Genomic DNA, 17,285 nt, shown 5'->3' with positions numbered 1-17,285 from the left:
ATAATAGCGCTAATAATAAGGAGGTTTTAAACAACATGAATGAACAAACGAATAACTTAATTTCTGAAGATGGCAGACTGACTGATGAAACAGTTCACTTATTAAGTCAAAATTCAGACATGATTGAATGCAAATGTCCCGAAAAATTATTGCATATTTTGGCGGTTGTTAGAGATTTTAAAAGTTATACAGTGAATTGCATTGATTTATATCCCAATGATGCCAAAGTGCATCTATGGTTAAAATCTTCTGCAGATAATCTGGATAAACTTCTTTCAGCGACGCTTCTTCAACTTGCCCGCATGGAAGGATTTATTGATGAAAATAATCATATAAAATCAAGAGATTAAAAAATATTTTTAAGAGTTGAGATTTTTTTCTCATATAAAAATAACTTAAGGTCAAAGTTGAATATTTGCTTCTTCTTTCCAACGCGATGGCACCGTAAAAATTTCTTTCACTTTAGATATTTTTTCTATTTCAGCTTTCCCATCGCTATAAAAATAATATTTTAAATAATAAATTGTTTTTTCACTGACTATAATGTCTGGGCTGAAAACAGGAGCACAAAAACCACCGCTTTTTCTAGCAGAGGGCACTATTAACATTTCTCCCCCGAGTGGTTTTATTTTTTTCCCGAGTTCTCGACAGAACTCGTAATTATCGGAAATCAATTGATTATGCCACTGAGTGCTGTTGCTAAAATCGAAGACGTTTTCACTTGTGAGCGAACAAGCAAACATTTTGCGATCCACGCTTATTTTTTGCTCATTGGGAAAGTGGATGAATTGCTCTTGGGCAAATTTCCATTGGTGGTAAAAAGATTCGAAAATAGAAGTCTTTTCTTCGAGAGCGGAATACCAAACCCCATAGCCATTGCCATCGCCAAAACGCCCTTTCGAATAAGGTGGCAAAAAACTTCCAGAAATACAGGAGGGGTGGGCTTGGCTATAGTCAAATAGTCGATTTTTTTGCGGTAGCACGTGTGAAATTCCACTCGTGGCATTTTCATATTTTTGTAAAATTGCTTCACTTTCTGCATCTGGGCCAATCAGATCGTCGAATAAATTCTGCGAAGTAAAAATGGTATAAATATTTCTATAAGCCGTTCCGTGGAAATTCGTTTTCAATTTTAAAATTTCTTCAGTCTCTATCATCCTGCACATCGAATGTAGTCGAGTCTTCTGCGCACGATGGCCATGCGTTCATAAGAATAAACGGGATCCTCGAGAATAAAGTCGATAGGCACGAGCCCTCCAAGCGCAGACTGCGGTTTCGACATCCAGCCGTAGACGACCTCTCTGTTATAAGGAAATAAAATTCTTAAATTTTTATGAATTCCGAGCAAGAGACCCACGCGATTTTTTTTGTCGACGTCTTTCGGGATAATTTTTTCACTGTCTAGTTTATTGAGTCGTTGTCGGTAGTTAGGTATACCAAGCAGTCCCGCCTGTTGTTCACGAGTAAAGCCATAGTGGTGAACCAAAGCCCAAAATGCTTGACCGAGAACTTCTTCTTCTGAAAGTTTCTGTTTTTTATCACTTAAATGTTGAGTCATACACCCTCCACTTCCATGTATGAAATCATACAGCAAAATATGCTATAAATAAAGTATTCTTTTTAATGGTTGTATGATTTCATACGGAAAATAATCTCTAAATTTTTAGCTACTAAACCTATACAAAGTCAGCTTTCACCCAACTCGTTTGACGAATTCAAGCAACTTTTCACTGAATTCCAAAGGTTTTTCCCAAGGGATACGGTGACCAGCATCTTTCACCACAAAACTTTCGACCTTGTGATTGAGAGCACTCATTTCCCCGGCAAAGCCGACAAATTTCGAATCTTTTTCTCCCGCAAGCCAGAGCAGGGGGATTTGCAAAGAGGCAATGTGCGGCCGGAGATCTTCTTGTCGCCCTAAGGAAAAGAGGGTTAAAGCACAAGCAAGTTCTGCTTTGTTATACTGACTTTCTGCCCGCACGAGAGTATTGCTCAGACCAGAAAAAACCCCTTGCCCGTTCCATGCCTGCATCACTGCGTCCCAATCTTCGTTTAAAAAGCGCTCTGCCCATTTTTTATCGTTCAGTATGCGTGCATATTTTTCATTTTCAGTGTTTAAGCCTGGATTTGCCGAGACTATCAGAGCGGCATCCCAATCATGATTTTCAATGAGTGCGTGTAAAGCGAGGCGTCCACCCAAAGAATAACCTACCAAAACATTTTTCTCAAAATTATTTTTCTTTGCAAAAATTTTTTGGTTAAAACAATTTGCCCAATTTTTAAAAGCTGAATTGTTGTTATTTTCCGATTTAGGTAAAAAATCGGCAATGGCATGAAATTTATAATTATAGCCATTTATATTCTCTATAAAGAGTTGCCAATCCGATGGGAGTCCTAAAAAACCATGAATAAAATGCAGGGTGGTCATAAAATATCTCCTTAAACGCTCATTAACCGAGGCATAAAAAATTTTCAACTTCTCAGTCTGAAATTCGAATTATAAAAATATTTTTATTTTTATTTTAAATAAAATAAAACACAACAATACTTGAAATCAACAAGCCTTTCATTGACATATCTGGCCAATTGGTATATTTCTTGGAGTAAATCGAGGAGGGAAAAAGAGTGGAAGACGAAAAGTTTGATAAAGAAATTCAAAAAAATCACTTTATACTCACAAAAGAGGATGCTCCTTGCTGCTATGAAGCCATTAGCAAATACGAAGCAAAACTAATTGTAGAAGTTTATGAAAGCATCAAAGAAAATCTCGATATTTATAAAGGTCATTCCGACCTTGCCTGTGACAAAATCAGAATTCTCGTTATACCTACTCTTTTGAACGATGGTTTAATAGAAGAAGTTTCCGGTGGCTACAGAGCACTGCATGGTAATATAATTTTTAAATTAGATAAATACAGTCTTGTAAAACTTGCACCACAATGGATGCAGTCAGCATCGGATAAAGTCAACAAAGACAATGCACAAAATACTAAAACATATCTCTTTAATTGCAAAAAAATATCTCGAAGAGATTTAGATGACATTATCAGTTTACAAAATGCTCTCTTAAAAAAAGTATCAGAATTAAAAAGTACGCCTGACTACGAAATAGAAGAGTTAGATATTTTTGGCTATAGATTTTACACAGAAAGGGATTAAGTCATGTTAAAAATACTTATAAGTATTGCTTCAATTTTTACAATTACTGCTGCAAGTGCAACTAATTTTTCTATGAAATTAGAGTCAAGTGACTCTGGTGTTGTAAGTATGAAATTAGAGTCAAGTGACTCTGGCGTTGTAAGTATGAAATTAGAGTCAAGTGACTCTGGCGTTGTAAGTATGAAATTAGAGCCAGGTTCGACTGGCATTGTAGGATAAATCTTTAATCCCCTCCCCTCTCAAGCTTTTAAGGAAACTTAAAAGCTTTAATTTCTCTCCTCAATTTCTGTTACTTTTACATCCACTTTCTTTTTTGCTACTCGACCTGACATTACATCAAAGATGCTCATCGTTTTTTTGCGTAAGAATTTTTGTTCATTCACATCATCTTCTTCAATATACAATTCTTTTAAAATAACTTCTTCGACACAAAGTTTTCTAAAATCAGGAAGGCGCGCCCACATCAGAGCGATACGAAAGGCATTTTTCATATCGAGTAATTTTCCTACATCTTCACTGTCTGGAGCTTTATAGTAAGTCATAAAATCGGCAAAAATAAAATCAATAAATTTCTGTGGAATATATTGATTTTCATTTACATCCGATAAGAAAATATCACAGATAACATATTTAAAATTGAGGCCGGTGATTTCTGCAAATTTATAGTAGGTTGATAGAGGAATATTCACTATATCTGAGTTTTCGTACTTTGCTAAGAGGTTAAATCCTTTAAACCCCATCAGCTTGGAAAATTCTGTCTGTGTTAAATTCATCCGTGTGCGTTCTCTTCGCAATAAAGTTGCGAAACGTTTGCGGACAGTGCTTTCGAGTCTATCTAATTCGTTTTCATTTTTTTTCTCTAACATAATTGCAATCCATTTTAATTAATGTTAATAATAAATTAATATAGTTTTTATATTCTCATAGTGAACACACTTAGCAAAGGACACAATACAAAAAAAGAGTACATCCGTAAATGCACCCTCTCTCGCAAAGAAAAGCTAACACGGATGAATTTAAATAGCAACTTATCAATATAGGAGATCATCTGTGATTACTTATTTTACCAAAAATTATTTTTAATTAAATTTTAATTATTGCTATAATTTAGATAATTTACTCAATTGAAATTAAGTTTAAATCAGTTAAATATTTCTTAATTTTAGATTAAAAACATTCTAATTCATGCAAAAAAAATTAAATGAGTTTAAAAACACTATTATTTAATATATTAATAAAAAAGGAATAGATATGAAAAGCGATCTGTGTCGTGAAATCAGAAGTGATTTAATAGATATGATTAAATATTTAAATAACTCTGATCTCAGAATGAATGATACAAAACTCTATTTTGAATTTGGCGGAAAGATTTCTAATATGATCGAAAGAGTCAGCAAATCTGAAAGTGATTGGAATGATGACTCAACAGCAGAAGAAACAATAAATTCCGACCCAAATAAAATGCATTAAACATAAAAAAAGGCACTTAATGTATAGTTAAGTGCCCATTAAAACTTTATTCATTGAAATTCTTTAATGAATAAGTTTTTTAAATTTAATACGTTTTGGATTGACAGCATCATCACCCAGACGGCGTTTTTTATCTGCCATATAGTCTTGGTAATTCCCTTCAAACCAAACGACTTTACTGTCTCCTTCAAAAGCGAGAATATGAGTCGCAATACGATCCAAAAAGTAACGATCGTGGGAAATAACCACAGCACAACCAGGAAAAGAAACAAGTGAATCTTCAAGAGCACGTAGAGTATCTACATCCAAATCGTTTGTAGGTTCGTCAAGCAACAAAAGATTCCCGCCATTCATCACCATTTTTGCAAGATTCAATCGATTCCTCTCGCCACCTGAAAGCTTCCCAACTGACTTTTGCTGATCTGCTCCCCTAAATCCGAAGGAAGAAATATAAGAACGCGCAGGAATTTCTCGACTGCCCACTTGAATAAGCTCTTTTCCTCCACTCAATTCTTGGAAAACTGTTTTGTCGCTATCAAGATATTCACGGTGTTGATCAACATAACTGATTTTTACAGTTTCACCGATTTTAATTTCACCTTGTTCAGGTTTTTCAATACCTGCAATCATTTTAAAGAGAGTGGATTTACCGGCTCCATTTGGCCCAATCACTCCGACGATTCCACCAGGAGGGAGCTTGAAATTTAAATTTTCAAACAGAACTTTATCACCAAACGCTTTGGTAATGTCGATTGCTTCAACAACACTGTCGCCTAAACGTGGCGCTGGTGGGAAAACAATTTCGCGAATACCTTCGCTGCGATCATTTTGCTCTTTTAGCAATTCACTGTAAGCAGAAATACGCCATTTGCTTTTTGCTTGGCGTGCTTTCGGTGACATATTCATCCACTCAAGTTCACGCTTTAAAGTTTTTTGTCGAGCAGATTCTTGTTTTTCTTCTTCAGATAAGCGTGTGGTTTTTTGTCCTAACCAAGAAGAATAATTTCCTTGCCAAGGAATACCTTCACCTTTATCAAGTTCAAGCACCCATTCCGTCACATTGTCTAAGAAATAACGATCGTGCGTAATCGTCACTAAAGTTCCAGTAAATTCTTTTAAGTAACGTTCAAGCCACTGTACACTTTCTGCATCCAAATGGTTCGTAGGCTCGTCAAGCAATAAAAGATCTGGTTTTTCGAGCAGAAGTTTGCAAAGCGCAACCCGTCTACGCTCACCCCCAGACAAAGTTTTCACATCGGCATCGGCAGGAGGGCAGCGCAAAGCATCCATCGCAATTTCAAGGGTGCGATCGATATCCCAACCGTTTTTGGCATCGATTTCATCTTGCAAAATAGCTGTTTGCTCTAAGATTTTATTCATTTCATCATCACTGAGAGGTTCACCCAAACGCTCGTTGAGGGAGTCGAATTTACGGATGAGATCTTTTATTTCTTTTACAGCTTCTTCCACATTTTCCACAACGTTTTTTGTGGGATCAAGTTGTGGCTCCTGTGGTAGATACCCAATTTTTGTACCTTTTTGTGGAAAAGCTTCCCCAGCAAAATCTTTGTCCACCCCAGCCATGATACGCAAAAGTGTTGATTTACCAGCACCGTTTGAGCCGATCACACCAATTTTTGCCCCGTGGAAAAAGGATAAATAGATGTCTTTAAGAATATCTTTTCCGCCAATGTTTTTGCGGAGTTTGACCATATTGAAAATATAGTTAGCCATAGTAATTTCCTAAGTTTGATGTTGCAAAATCAAAACGCATAGTATCATCCACAAAAACACAACCTTCTGCAATGATATCTTTTTATTTTTGGTTGAATTAAGTATTTTAATAGAAATTGCCATATTGGCTTTCCCTTATTATATTGCGTTCTGCTAAGGGAGGGCCTCATTATGAAAGTAGCTATTTACAGCAAAAATGATACCGTTGAAAAGAAGATGCCTCAAAAGCAAAAAAACAGTTTAAACAATTACATTCAATATCGTGGGTGGAAAGTTATAAACGAGTTTGTAGATCACTGCGCAGTTCAGCAAAAGAAAGTCAGTGAACGCAACAAGATTATGCAACTTGCCAAAGAAAAAGAAATCGACGTGGTGCTTGTTTGGAGTTTAAAGTGCTGGGCAGAATCAACCTGTGACCTTATTTTAAGTTTAAATGAATTGACTCAATATGGTGTTAGTTTTGTTTCTTTATCAGAATCGCTCGATTCCTCAACCCCTACTCGTAAAACTTTTACAGATATTTTAACCGCATTTGCTAAATTTGAAAAAGAAAAAAATATTCTACATAAACAAAATTTATCCATTATTGCTAAATCAAGTGAACCCAAAGCAAAAAGATTAGGAAAAGCGCTCAAATGTGCTGAACAAATGCGTGCGTTACAACAAGAAGGAAAAAATCACTCTGAAATTGCACGTATATTAAATGTTTCGAGGGGAAGTGTTCACAATATTTTAGGCAACATTAGCAAAAATAAAGAAAGTAAAAAAGTTTACAAAAGAGGGGAAGCACAAACTCTATTTTGCCAATCATTTATTAAAACAATCCAATTTTTAACTTGCCATGCAAGAATAAAATCTTCGAAAAAAATAACTAGCTCTTCACTTTCCATGTGATATTCACATTGATCATATAATTCCAAATAGCAGCAACCAAATATCCAAGAGCATTTGATAAATAAACATCAAAGCCATAGCCTAACATTTTTATCGCGATTGCTTGGTTTATAAAGGCTCCACCCAAACATATTGCATGAAATGTTATGATTCCTCTAAATGTCTTCCAAAAACCAAACAGTTTATTTTCTTTAAATGTCCAATAATTATTGAGAAAGAAATTGGTTAATATACTCAACTCAATAGATATTGCCACTGAAGTTGCATCTGAAAAAGAAGTGAATTTTTGACAGAAAAATATGACGGAAGTTGCTATCAATAAGCCTGATAAACCAATAATTCCATATTTAATAAATCTAGCAGGAATATATTGTCCGAGGCTCAATTCATATAAAGCAAAAATATAATCATAAATTACGCGACTCGATAATTTACTTTCTCCGTGTATACGTCCTTTAAAAGTATAACCCACTTCTTGCACTTGAGCATTTTCTGCTCGCGCTAAAAATTCTAATAAGATTTTAAATCCACGGGGATTTATTTTATTTTTATTGTCTAAATAAATTGACCTATCTAATGCAAAGAATCCGCTCATTGGATCTGTTACTTTACAAGGCAATGCAATGCGAGCCATAACAGTCGCAACCCATGATACAAATTTGCGAATAGGACTCCAGTTTTCTACACTCCCACCATTGATTTTACGCGAACCGACAACAATATTTGCGCCCTTATCGAAAGCAGAGAGAAATAAAACCAAGGCTTCTTCGTCATGTTGGAGATCAGAGTCCATCACAGCAAGAATTTTGCCTTCAGCTTGTTCAAATCCAGTGAGAACCGCAGAACTCAAACCACGATCTGTCATTCTCCGAATCACTTTTAACCATGGATATTGAGACGAAAGATTTCTGGCAATTTCCCATGTTTTATCTGGAGAATTATCATCCACAACAATCACCTCTTTGTTTATGCCAGATAAACAAAGATCGAGTTTATCAAGTAAAATTGGAATATTTTTACTTTCATTGTATGTAGGGATAATCAAGGAAATCTGTGTCATTTATACTCCAATTTAGTATATATTAATCTAACTTAAAACGACTGTGTCTTTTTTATATTTTTTATCATCTGTAATTGGACAATCCAAAGAATAATGAATCCCTCGGCTCTCCTTTCTCATTCTTGCACATTTAACAGTAAGTTGAGCAACTGTCGCTAAGTTTCTAACTTCAATTAATGAACGGCTTGGAATAATATTCCAATAATAGGTCTCTATTTCTTGGCAGATTTGATCAATCCTAGCAGCTGCGCGCGCCAACCTTTTTTCCGTGCGAACAATACCAACATAATTCCACATTGTTCTACGAATTTCATCCCAAAGCTGACTTATCACGACCATCTCATCGGGTTCTGCTGCTGTTCCGAGCTCCCACTTTGGCACGACAGGATTTTTATATAAATTTAAGTCTGCAATTATACTCGCGATATCTTCGAAAACAAAATCAGCAAAGACAACACCTTCAAGTAAAGAATTCGAGGCTAACCGATTTGCTCCATGTAATCCAGAGCAAGCCGCTTCACCTAAAGCCCAAAGAGATTTAATCCCGGTCCTCCCTCGCATATCCGTCACAATTCCACCACAACTATAATGCGCAGCGGGAACGACAGGGATAGGCTCTTGCGTAATATCAAGACCTATTTCTAAACATTTTGTGTAAATTCCTGGAAAATGATTTTTGACAAAACTCGGCTCCTTATGCGAAATATCAAGATAAACATAGGGAGCTCCTGATTTTTTTATTTGCGCATCGATAGCTCTGGCGACAATGTCCCGAGGGGCTAACTCCTTCAAAGGATGAATATCTTCCATAAATCTATCACCGGTGATCGTTTTTAATATGGCGCCTTCTCCGCGCAATGCTTCTGAAATAAGAAAATTCTTCGATTTGGGATCGTACAAACATGTTGGGTGAAATTGCATAAATTCTAAATTTGCAACTCTTGCCCCAGCACGCCAGGCCATGGCTACCCCATCTCCTGTCGCAACATCTGGATTCGTTGTATATAAATAAAGTTTACCATGCCCCCCTGTCGCTAAGACAGTCGCTTTGGCAAGTATAGCGAAAATGTTTTTGTTTTTTTCATTTAAAACATAGGCTCCCAATGCACGATTGCGGGAAAAATCAGGTGCCACTTTATCGGTCACTATGAGATCAATTGCTGTATGAAATTCTAACAAATTGATATTTTTATTTTCATTCACTTTTTGCGCTAAAGTATTTTGCAACGCAATCCCTGTCATATCTGCAGAATGAATGATGCGTCGTGCACTGTGCCCACCCTCTTTCGTCAGATGATATTCTGAATCATACTGATTGCATTGAGTGTTCTGGGTAAATTGCACCCCTAGGGCAATCAATTGCTGAATCGAGCGCGGTCCCGAAGAAATAACTTTTTGCACAACATTCTCATGACACAAACCCACACCTGCATTGAGTGTGTCTTGAATATGCAAAGCGTAATTATCCTCATCACTCAACACAGAGGCAATGCCTCCCTGAGCCCAGCGCGTGTTGCATTCAAAAAAAGACTCTTTACACAACAAAGCGACTTTACCAAGCGCACTCAATTTGAGCGCAAGTGATGCGCCAGCAATCCCAGAGCCAATAATGAGAAAATCAAACATCACATGCTCAATAACTTGGAGTGAAGATTTCTTCTTCATAATTCAATCCTTTGCACTACATAACTCCATAACCTCGAAAAAGGACATTAAGCGTGATAGCTTTCTCTTGCAAGCTTGCAAATAAAACGCATATACTTGCAAACGTAAGCTTTAAGAAATACTTATTCTCATGTCTGGTTATTTTTTAATGAATCAATGAAAGGAATATTTGATGTTAAATCTAAGAAAATTATTTTCTGTTTCAACTCTCTTTATTGCAGGAACTCTCCCACTCGTAAGTTGCACTTCTTTTCAAGGAGATTACGGCGATCCTGACCAAGCACAAATATTAGATGATCGTTGGAATCCAACCGATGCGACTGTGACGGTTAAAAAAATGGTTAAAGACATGACTTCAGCTCCATGGATTCTTAATTGGCGTGAAGATATGAATAAGAAATCCACAGATAGACCCTTTGTCCTTGTCGATGATATGGAAAACAGAACAAGTGAAGTAATTGATACCAAAGCACTCTTCGAAGATCTGCGCAGCCAAATCCTCAACGACGGAAAAGTTCGTTTTTTAGATGGTGATCTTCGTAAAAAAATATTAGACGAATATAAATACCAGCAGTCTGGTGTGGTTAGAAAAGGTGGCGTAAAAGGCCCTGGGAACCAACACGGTGCTGATTTCTTCCTTTCAGGTGCTATTTCAAGTATCGTTTCGCAACAGGGGGGTAAGAGTTCCGTTCAATATCAAATTGAAATGAAACTCACCAATATCTCCACGGGCGAGTTGGTTTGGAGTGGTATAGAAAAAATAAGAAAAAACTTCAAAAGAAGTAGTATTGGTTGGTAAACCTATACAAATTAATCCGCAGCAGTTTAATCACTGCATTTTGTATTTATAGAAAAGGATAGCTCATGGATAAAAAACAACTTGTAGAAAAAGTTAAAGAGGGAATGGAAAAAACAATTAATTCTTTAAAGTCCGATCTGCAAAAAATCAGAACAGGCAGAGCATCTGCAGCATTATTAGATGATGTGAGGGTTGATTCCTACGGAACACAAATGCCATTAAGCAAAGTTGCAACTTTAGCAACCCCCGAAGCTCGCCTCATCACGGTCAATCCTTTCGATAAAAGCATGCTCCCAGTCGTAGAAAAAGCAATTTTAACCTCTGGCCTTGGTCTCACGCCAAATAATGACGGAAAAGTGATTCGCATTCCTATTCCAGCACTTTCTGAAGAACGCCGTAAAGAAATTGCTAAACAAGTTAAAAAAATTGGTGAAGAAGCAAAGGTTGCCGTCCGTCACCACCGCCAAGATGGAAACACAAAGGCAAAAGCATCGCAAAAAGAACATGGTTGGTCTGAAGATGAGGTCAAACGCGCAAGCGATGAAGTACAAAAATTAACCGATACTTATGCAAAAAAAGTGGATGAGCTTTGTGTCGCAAAAGAAAAAGAAGTTCTTACTATGTAAGTTTTCGTAAATTTACTTTGAGGTCTCGAAATTTTTTCGAGACCTTTTTTTTAAATAATTAATACTTTTAATTAAATTTTATTTTACAAACTTATATTGAAAAACATAAAATACTTTGTAATATATCAATAGGGCCGAACCGGCTTCATTGAAACGCAATCTTTATTATTTGAATCAGTAAATTTATTTTAGAGGTATTTATGACAAATTTTTCATGCAATACTTCACCAAAGACTTCGCTAAAATATATCACAAACTTTAGCAAAAAAGGGAGAAAACTGGGAGGCCAAGTTTCTCGTTGCCAACATGGTGGAGTTTATGAAGGTTATAAAAATAACAAGAAAATTACCGTTCTTTTTAAACAAGGACGCAATGATGGAGAAACAATCAGTGAATATTTAGCAACTGCTTTGTATAATCTTATTATTCCTGGTTATGCTTCTTATGTTTTTTTCTCAAAATATGATCAATTGACATATACTAAAAATGTGCGGAAAAATGATCTCCATATAAATATTTATATTGGCACAATATTTTTTGAAGAATTTATTGAAGCACATAAAATCATGGGTTACGAAGAAAGACCTTATTTCTTTAGAAGTCTCCACTCTAGTAGAGGGAAAGACTTTGTCCAAATTTTCCAAAATACGAATTTAGGACGTATTTTAGCTGCCGCCCTATGGCTCGGAGATTACGACACTCATACAGCCAATATAGGTGGAGCAAAAATCAATGGTCGCTATAGCTTTGTTAAAATCGATCACGGCTGGAGCTTTGCCCAAATACAAGATCAAATGAACCTTAAGAAAACCCCATGGTCAGGTCTCCAAGCGATTGGCAGACCCACCAATCACTTTCAAGACTATGATTTTAATGGATTTTATCAAAATTCAGCGGGTGAATTCCAAAAAACCATTCGTTTACTCAAACACATAGGTCCTGAAGATATTAAGCGAACTTTACAAGCAGCATTTCATGAGATAAATAAATATTATTCTGAAGAAGCTTATATTTCCTTTGCCAATTGGATTGGTTATAAAAAAGCAAATACTTTATCTTTAAAAAGTCTCATACCCAATCTTATCGATTTTCTGACTTTAAAGCTTTATAAACGTGCGACAAGTCCGTTTATGTAAGCTTCGTTTCCTAATTTTATTATTCAAAATTATAACTCTTTTTTAAAATCTTCTAATTGAATCAGGATATGCATTATCGATTCAGAACTATCTGCACTGCGAGCAGAATAAAAAAAATGAATACTTATATATTTATAAAACCCACCCAAAAAAAACTTTAAAAAATATCATCACTCCTCACAATCGCATAGGCATTGTGATTATGGATGGATTCAAAATTTTCGGCACTGACTTCAAAACGTAAATTGGGTGATTTCTTTTTTAAAAGCACAGCGGCTTCTCGCACAAGATCTTCAACAAAACGAGGGTTATTATAAGCTTTTTCTGTAACATATTTTTCATCCGCTCTTTTGAGAACGGGATAAATCGCACTCGAAGCGGAGTTATCGGCAATTTCTATACAATCCAGAACAGAGATCTGTGGATTCCACAGCGTGATTGTCATATGACTGCGTTGACTGTGTGCACCAAATTCTGAAATTGCTTTGCTGCATGGACAAAGACTTTTTATTGGAATCCTCAAACTTATTTTGGTGAGCGCCGTTTCATTACGAGTTACAGCGATTTCTATACTCACCGCAATATCTGTCATTCCTTTTATTTTAGAAACAGGAGCTTCTTTTTCATAAAAATAAATAAAATCTGCATTGAGGAATGTTTTGTTGCATTCAAGTATTTCGAGCATTTTAACTGACATTTCTTCAAACTTTTGCAGAGAAAAAAACGGGGCAAATTCATAAAGAAGTGTTGGAAAGCGACTCATGTGAGTCCCTTTTTTATCCGCAGGCAACTCAACATAAAACGAAAAATCAGCAACACTTGGAATTTGACTTATATTATTTATATCCTGGTAATAAATAGGATATTTAACGTCTTTAATTCCAACTTTCGCAATTTTAATTTTTCGGTTATCTAAGAAATTTTGAGTGTCTTGCATGCTAAAACCTTTTGTACTTGATAATAAAACTTATTCAGGATTGGCTATCAGTTGAGAATGTGAGGGGAAATCGGCAAAAAGGGAGCGTCCCACTTCTTTACGAAATGGCCATGGCAAAGTCGCAACAAGTATGAGCAATCCAATCCAAGCCGCAATTGCCATTCGCTTATGCTTAAGAAAATCATTCGCAGCGCGCTTTGAAATAATTCTGCCAATTTGAATAATAAATGCAAAAATAAGGATGCTGACAAAGTGTTCTACTGCCCAAAATCTTAGGACAGGGCTCTTCATAGCAAAACCCATATTGCCAAGAGCTGTCCTCACGATTGGGCTTAAATCAAAATACAAAAAGAGCCCAATCAGGAGCTGCAAATGTATTGTGCCAATAAGCACTCCGCCCCATATTTTGTCGCTTTTTTGGAACGCAGTTCTGGAAAACCAACCATAAGTTGATCTTGTCAGAACTATAATTAAGGAAAGAATAATTGCCCATCTCAACCAAGAATGAACAAACAGCGTGATATCGTACATAATCAATCCTCCACTAGAACAAACAGCCATTCAGTGTTATTCTTTCCCTTCATTTGCTGCAAGTCGTTTTCTCTGATTTTTAAAAAAGGAATAGTAATGGGCGTCAAAATAACCGGTAAATTGATTGGAGTTAATTCAACAGAAATCACTCATGGACCTTCTGGAGCAATCATAAAAACCACAGCACCTGTCGACAATGGAGGAGATGGGAGTTTATTTTCTCCTACCGACCTCTGCGCCGCTTCTCTTGGAGCATGCGCAACAACTGTCATCAGTATGTTTGCACATAAAAATAATATTAATTTATCCTCCATCGAATTTCATATCGAAAAAGAAATGTCATCTTCTCCAAGACGAATTTCAAACTTAATTGTGACTTTTTTAATAAAAACGAATTGCTCTGATGAAGATTTCAAAAGATTGGTTGGAGCAGGAAAAACCTGTCCAGTTAGAAAATCTCTATCAGAACACATGAATTTTGAAGAGAAATACGAAAGAATATAAGAATAAATATTTGTTTTTCATTGAAAACTTCTCATATAAAATAAAAAAATATTACCAATAAATTATAAATTTAATTTACCAATAATTAATTATTTATAAATTAAATTTCAATAAGTAACTTATTTTTAAAAATGGAACGTCATTTTTTTTCTCAATTTTTTCTATAAGTTGACTTGTAAAATTTTGGGTGTTAAATGCTAAACAAGTTTAAACTTGTTCCTAGTCTATTTTTTTTATCTTTAAAGGAGTCTTTGTGAGAAAGATTATCATCGCCCTTATGTTGTCTACTAGTGCATCGTTTGCCAACAATATCTCCGTTAATAAGTTTTCGATTGAAAGAACCGGAGGCGGCCAAATGGAAACCGTCGTTTATCAAGACATCAATCATAATGTATATGCCTATATATATTCTTGTAACTATAAGAACATCGATAAAAATCAACAGCAAATTTCATTACAAAAACTCACTGGCATAAACGCACAGGATGCCTTAAATATTTTTAACAACAACGTCACATTAGCTAAAAATGAAAGTTTACGCCATCCGAATTTGGTTTCTGGCACTTGGGTAAATTTAAAGTTTGAATATAAATATATTGGCAATGATGGGATTGAAGTCACTCAATTTAAAGAAATCAAAGATCCAATTGTTATTATAAACACCAAAGTTTCTAATGTTATAACTAATATTGAAGAACAAGTGAGAAATAATAGTAAAGGAATTTGTAATTAAATAGTTACAATTTATATTTCTATTACTTTATCATTTATCAGAATTTTAAAGATATAAAGTGTCCCCTGGTTTGGTGTGTTTTCAACTTCAAATTTACCACCTATATTTATGCATACCTGTTCAACCAAGGAAAGTGCATTATTCTGCTTGATCAATGAATCTATACCTTTTCCATCGTCTTTTATCTTTAAAATAAATTCATTATTTTGTATAGCTGCTTCTATAGAAATCATTCCATTTTCAGATTTTTTTGATTGAACCCTTTCTTCTGGTTTCTCTATATTGAAATGAATTACATAGTGCAGAACTATTATTAATGTCCGCCAAAAATCTGCAAAATAATGTGAATCTAATCTAAAATCGTTTGCATAAACTTGTATATCAATATTTTTATTATATTTTTCAGCAATACTTTTACACAGTTTTGATAGTCTATTTAAACGGAAAGAAATGGGTTCAAGCGAAAGAGAAAGAAGTATATTCTCAATTTCCTTTTGTGTCGCACCTTTTCGCACTCTATTTAAAGCTTGGGTTAATTCATTCTTATTAATTTTTACAAGTTGAGTATTTTGTTCACCGATTAAATCCTGGACTTCCAGCATTTTTTTCGCCCACAATTCAAAAAAACTGCTACAATAAAAAGTGATATTATCTAAATTAAAATTATTTAAATTTTCAGTCCATCTAATACAAAACTTAGCAATTGAAACAATACCGAGAGCTTCACAATTTTCTTTTAGCAACTGAACAACACGTCTTATCTCTTCAAGTTTAATATCTTCATGAATAAGCGAAACAAGAAGATTTGTTTCATTCAATAATTCAATAAAATCTTCTTTATTATTTAATAAATTCTTGTATATTCTTAATTTTTCGTTACTTAATTGATTGATTCGATCCATTTCACTATTTACAGTGTTATTCAATATAACACAAAAGAATTTGATCAAATCATTATTATCATTATATATAGGTGTTATAGACAATTCATAATGAAAATTATTAACTGAAATAGCTTTAGGAATTTGCTCAAGTGCCAGTTCTATTGGTATACTATCATTTATGATTTGTTCAAATGCAATTATAAATGACTCTCGCCATTTTTCATTTCCATGACTTAAGTAGTCCCAAATTTTGGTTCCTTCAGAAAATCCCCCAAACCACTTATCCAAAATAATTGAATGTTCTAAAGCAAGATTCCCATTGGTATCAATTATTAAATACCCTTCTGAAGCTTTATCTAATATAAGCTGCATATCCTGGTTTTTAACTTTAAGAGAATAAGTTCTTTCTTGAATTTCTTTTTCGAGTTCTTTCTGATACTTTAAAAAATCTATAAGTTTAAAAATAATTCCGATTGCAAAAAGTATAATAAATAAATTGCCAAAAATGAGAAATTTTTTCGCTGAGGAAACATCATTTCGATTCCAAAATTCTTCATTAGGAAATGCATACCATAATTTCCATGCAAAATCATCTTTAATTTTAAGGTCTACACTCCCTGTTAAAACTATATTAGGATTCTCTAGATTATTTTTTAAGTATTTTTCAGATTCTTTTAATTGTTTACTTGCTCTATTATCAGCCTCAAAACCATAATTCAAATTAACAAGTTTAAAATTCTTTTCAGGCAAAGAATCCGCAATTATTTTTTTACGAAGTATACCTGAAACGGCTCCAATAAATTTGTTATTTTTATTATATGAAGGCACTGAATAAACGATACCAAGCCTATTGTAATCATTTTTTACTTTTAGATCAGACAAAGAAAATTCCGAGTTATCACAAGTCACCACATCCTTACTTAATAAGGCAGGAATATTAACTTCTTTTCCACTCTTTATTTCAGGATATTTTTTATTGAATATCTCTAATTGATCTTTCATCACTCGGTATTCAAATATTTCAACTTCTTCAATTTTGTCATCTCTATTTGCAGCAGAGCTTGCTCTGCTTGTTATATTACTATCGAGAGTAAAGAGGGGAATTTGATGTTTTTTGGTTCTTAGATCAATTTGATCAGGGTTCATTTTTTGT

Annotated in this window: 19 protein-coding genes; 9 read left to right on the top strand and 10 right to left on the bottom strand. The window is 34.7% G+C overall.

The features are described from left to right. The first annotated feature begins 35 nt into the window (after nucleotides 1–35). The gene (locus EZS29_RS04935; RefSeq protein WP_130607172.1) at nucleotides 36–350 is read left to right on the top strand and encodes a hypothetical protein; all 315 of its coding nucleotides are present in this window, start codon (nucleotides 36–38) and stop codon (nucleotides 348–350) included. A 51-nt stretch (nucleotides 351–401) separates the two neighbouring features. Here the strand turns inward: EZS29_RS04935 and EZS29_RS04930 are convergent, their stop codons facing one another. The 3 genes from EZS29_RS04930 to EZS29_RS04920 form a co-directional block, all read right to left on the bottom strand. Next, nucleotides 402–1,130, bottom strand: a complete 729-nt coding sequence (locus EZS29_RS04930; RefSeq protein WP_172603782.1) for an RES family NAD+ phosphorylase — start codon at nucleotides 1,128–1,130, stop codon at nucleotides 402–404. A gap of 23 nt (nucleotides 1,131–1,153) precedes the next feature. Further along, complete coding sequence (locus EZS29_RS16055; protein WP_216678716.1) at nucleotides 1,154–1,558, bottom strand: MbcA/ParS/Xre antitoxin family protein; 405 nt, start codon at nucleotides 1,556–1,558, stop codon at nucleotides 1,154–1,156. 135 nt (nucleotides 1,559–1,693) lie between these two features. Continuing rightward, nucleotides 1,694–2,428 (bottom strand): alpha/beta fold hydrolase, encoded by a 735-nt coding sequence (locus EZS29_RS04920; RefSeq protein ID WP_130607168.1) that lies wholly within the window; start codon nucleotides 2,426–2,428, stop codon nucleotides 1,694–1,696. A gap of 197 nt (nucleotides 2,429–2,625) precedes the next feature. Between EZS29_RS04920 and EZS29_RS04915 the strand changes: the two genes are divergently transcribed. Next, complete coding sequence (locus EZS29_RS04915) at nucleotides 2,626–3,159, top strand: hypothetical protein (RefSeq protein WP_130607166.1); 534 nt, start codon at nucleotides 2,626–2,628, stop codon at nucleotides 3,157–3,159. Nucleotides 3,160–3,425: 266 nt separating this feature from the next. Here EZS29_RS04915 and EZS29_RS04910 read toward each other — a convergent pair whose 3' ends face one another. After that, complete coding sequence (locus EZS29_RS04910; RefSeq protein WP_130607164.1) at nucleotides 3,426–4,025, bottom strand: helix-turn-helix domain-containing protein; 600 nt, start codon at nucleotides 4,023–4,025, stop codon at nucleotides 3,426–3,428. A 385-nt stretch (nucleotides 4,026–4,410) separates the two neighbouring features. On the opposite strand from EZS29_RS04910, the gene EZS29_RS04905 reads away from it, so the two are divergent. Beyond that, the gene (locus EZS29_RS04905; protein ID WP_130607162.1) at nucleotides 4,411–4,629 is read left to right on the top strand and encodes a hypothetical protein; all 219 of its coding nucleotides are present in this window, start codon (nucleotides 4,411–4,413) and stop codon (nucleotides 4,627–4,629) included. 63 nt (nucleotides 4,630–4,692) lie between these two features. On the opposite strand, the gene ettA is transcribed toward EZS29_RS04905, so the two are convergent. Continuing rightward, the gene (gene ettA / locus EZS29_RS04900) at nucleotides 4,693–6,363 is read right to left on the bottom strand and encodes an energy-dependent translational throttle protein EttA (protein ID WP_130607160.1); all 1,671 of its coding nucleotides are present in this window, start codon (nucleotides 6,361–6,363) and stop codon (nucleotides 4,693–4,695) included. Between the two features lie 171 nt (nucleotides 6,364–6,534). Between ettA and EZS29_RS04895 the strand changes: the two genes are divergently transcribed. Then, complete coding sequence (locus EZS29_RS04895; RefSeq protein WP_130607158.1) at nucleotides 6,535–7,257, top strand: recombinase family protein; 723 nt, start codon at nucleotides 6,535–6,537, stop codon at nucleotides 7,255–7,257. Here the strand turns inward: EZS29_RS04895 and EZS29_RS04890 are convergent. Further along, on the bottom strand, nucleotides 7,235–8,317 hold the full coding sequence (locus EZS29_RS04890) for a glycosyltransferase (protein ID WP_130607155.1): 1,083 nt from the start codon (nucleotides 8,315–8,317) through the stop codon (nucleotides 7,235–7,237). The genes EZS29_RS04895 and EZS29_RS04890 overlap by 23 nt on opposite strands. 27 nt (nucleotides 8,318–8,344) lie before the next feature. Then, nucleotides 8,345–9,982: an L-aspartate oxidase gene (nadB, locus tag EZS29_RS04885; RefSeq protein ID WP_216678715.1), complete on the bottom strand. Its 1,638-nt coding sequence runs from the start codon at nucleotides 9,980–9,982 to the stop codon at nucleotides 8,345–8,347. A 172-nt stretch (nucleotides 9,983–10,154) separates the two neighbouring features. On the opposite strand from nadB, the gene lpoB reads away from it, so the two are divergent. The 3 genes from lpoB (at nucleotide 10,155) to EZS29_RS04870 (ending at nucleotide 12,543) form a co-directional block, all read left to right on the top strand. Then, on the top strand, nucleotides 10,155–10,781 hold the full coding sequence (gene lpoB, locus EZS29_RS04880; protein ID WP_130607153.1) for a penicillin-binding protein activator LpoB: 627 nt from the start codon (nucleotides 10,155–10,157) through the stop codon (nucleotides 10,779–10,781). A 65-nt stretch (nucleotides 10,782–10,846) separates the two neighbouring features. Then, complete coding sequence (gene frr / locus EZS29_RS04875) at nucleotides 10,847–11,407, top strand: ribosome recycling factor (protein WP_130607151.1); 561 nt, start codon at nucleotides 10,847–10,849, stop codon at nucleotides 11,405–11,407. Between the two features lie 200 nt (nucleotides 11,408–11,607). Beyond that, nucleotides 11,608–12,543 (top strand): hypothetical protein, encoded by a 936-nt coding sequence (locus EZS29_RS04870; RefSeq protein ID WP_130607149.1) that lies wholly within the window; start codon nucleotides 11,608–11,610, stop codon nucleotides 12,541–12,543. A 157-nt stretch (nucleotides 12,544–12,700) separates the two neighbouring features. On the opposite strand, the gene folE2 is transcribed toward EZS29_RS04870, so the two are convergent. Together folE2 and EZS29_RS04860 are read right to left on the bottom strand one after the other, a co-directional pair. After that, nucleotides 12,701–13,480, bottom strand: coding sequence for a GTP cyclohydrolase FolE2 (gene folE2, locus EZS29_RS04865; RefSeq protein ID WP_130607147.1), 780 nt, complete (start codon nucleotides 13,478–13,480; stop codon nucleotides 12,701–12,703). 30 nt (nucleotides 13,481–13,510) lie between these two features. Beyond that, on the bottom strand, nucleotides 13,511–14,011 hold the full coding sequence (locus EZS29_RS04860; protein ID WP_130607145.1) for a hypothetical protein: 501 nt from the start codon (nucleotides 14,009–14,011) through the stop codon (nucleotides 13,511–13,513). A gap of 96 nt (nucleotides 14,012–14,107) precedes the next feature. Here EZS29_RS04860 and EZS29_RS04855 point away from each other — a divergent pair, with 96 nt between their 5' ends. Beyond that, nucleotides 14,108–14,515 carry an OsmC family protein gene (locus tag EZS29_RS04855; protein ID WP_172603781.1) on the top strand — a complete coding sequence of 136 codons (408 nt, stop codon included), beginning with the start codon at nucleotides 14,108–14,110 and terminating at the stop codon, nucleotides 14,513–14,515. Between the two features lie 253 nt (nucleotides 14,516–14,768). Further along, a complete protein-coding gene (locus EZS29_RS04850; protein ID WP_130607141.1) occupies nucleotides 14,769–15,248 on the top strand; it encodes a hypothetical protein in 480 nt (159 codons plus the stop codon). Between the two features lie 11 nt (nucleotides 15,249–15,259). On the opposite strand, the gene EZS29_RS04845 is transcribed toward EZS29_RS04850, so the two are convergent. Then, nucleotides 15,260–17,278, bottom strand: a complete 2,019-nt coding sequence (locus EZS29_RS04845) for a hypothetical protein (protein ID WP_130607139.1) — start codon at nucleotides 17,276–17,278, stop codon at nucleotides 15,260–15,262. Nucleotides 17,279–17,285: the final 7 nt, after the last annotated feature.

It is taken from the genome of Fluviispira sanaruensis (genome assembly GCF_004295685.1).
GTDB classification, from domain to species: domain Bacteria; phylum Bdellovibrionota_B; class Oligoflexia; order Silvanigrellales; family Silvanigrellaceae; genus Silvanigrella; species Silvanigrella sanaruensis.
This window is presented reverse-complemented; position numbering and strand designations above follow the sequence as displayed.

Excerpts from the sequence above, each read along its gene's own strand:
- EZS29_RS04935 (WP_130607172.1), top strand. The coding sequence starts at position 36 with ATGAATGAACAAACGAATAACTTAATTTCTGAAGATGGCAGACTGACT.
- EZS29_RS16055 (WP_216678716.1), bottom strand. The coding sequence starts at position 1,558 with ATGACTCAACATTTAAGTGATAAAAAACAGAAACTTTCAGAAGAAGAA.
- EZS29_RS04920 (WP_130607168.1), bottom strand. The coding sequence starts at position 2,428 with ATGACCACCCTGCATTTTATTCATGGTTTTTTAGGACTCCCATCGGAT.
- EZS29_RS04910 (WP_130607164.1), bottom strand. The coding sequence starts at position 4,025 with ATGTTAGAGAAAAAAAATGAAAACGAATTAGATAGACTCGAAAGCACT.
- EZS29_RS04905 (WP_130607162.1), top strand. The coding sequence starts at position 4,411 with ATGAAAAGCGATCTGTGTCGTGAAATCAGAAGTGATTTAATAGATATG.
- ettA (WP_130607160.1), bottom strand. The coding sequence starts at position 6,363 with ATGGCTAACTATATTTTCAATATGGTCAAACTCCGCAAAAACATTGGC.
- EZS29_RS04895 (WP_130607158.1), top strand. The coding sequence starts at position 6,535 with ATGAAAGTAGCTATTTACAGCAAAAATGATACCGTTGAAAAGAAGATG.
- EZS29_RS04890 (WP_130607155.1), bottom strand. The coding sequence starts at position 8,317 with ATGACACAGATTTCCTTGATTATCCCTACATACAATGAAAGTAAAAAT.
- nadB (WP_216678715.1), bottom strand. The coding sequence starts at position 9,982 with ATGAAGAAGAAATCTTCACTCCAAGTTATTGAGCATGTGATGTTTGAT.
- lpoB (WP_130607153.1), top strand. The coding sequence starts at position 10,155 with ATGTTAAATCTAAGAAAATTATTTTCTGTTTCAACTCTCTTTATTGCA.
- frr (WP_130607151.1), top strand. The coding sequence starts at position 10,847 with ATGGATAAAAAACAACTTGTAGAAAAAGTTAAAGAGGGAATGGAAAAA.
- EZS29_RS04870 (WP_130607149.1), top strand. The coding sequence starts at position 11,608 with ATGACAAATTTTTCATGCAATACTTCACCAAAGACTTCGCTAAAATAT.
- folE2 (WP_130607147.1), bottom strand. The coding sequence starts at position 13,480 with ATGCAAGACACTCAAAATTTCTTAGATAACCGAAAAATTAAAATTGCG.
- EZS29_RS04860 (WP_130607145.1), bottom strand. The coding sequence starts at position 14,011 with ATGTACGATATCACGCTGTTTGTTCATTCTTGGTTGAGATGGGCAATT.
- EZS29_RS04855 (WP_172603781.1), top strand. The coding sequence starts at position 14,108 with ATGGGCGTCAAAATAACCGGTAAATTGATTGGAGTTAATTCAACAGAA.
- EZS29_RS04845 (WP_130607139.1), bottom strand. The coding sequence starts at position 17,278 with ATGAACCCTGATCAAATTGATCTAAGAACCAAAAAACATCAAATTCCC.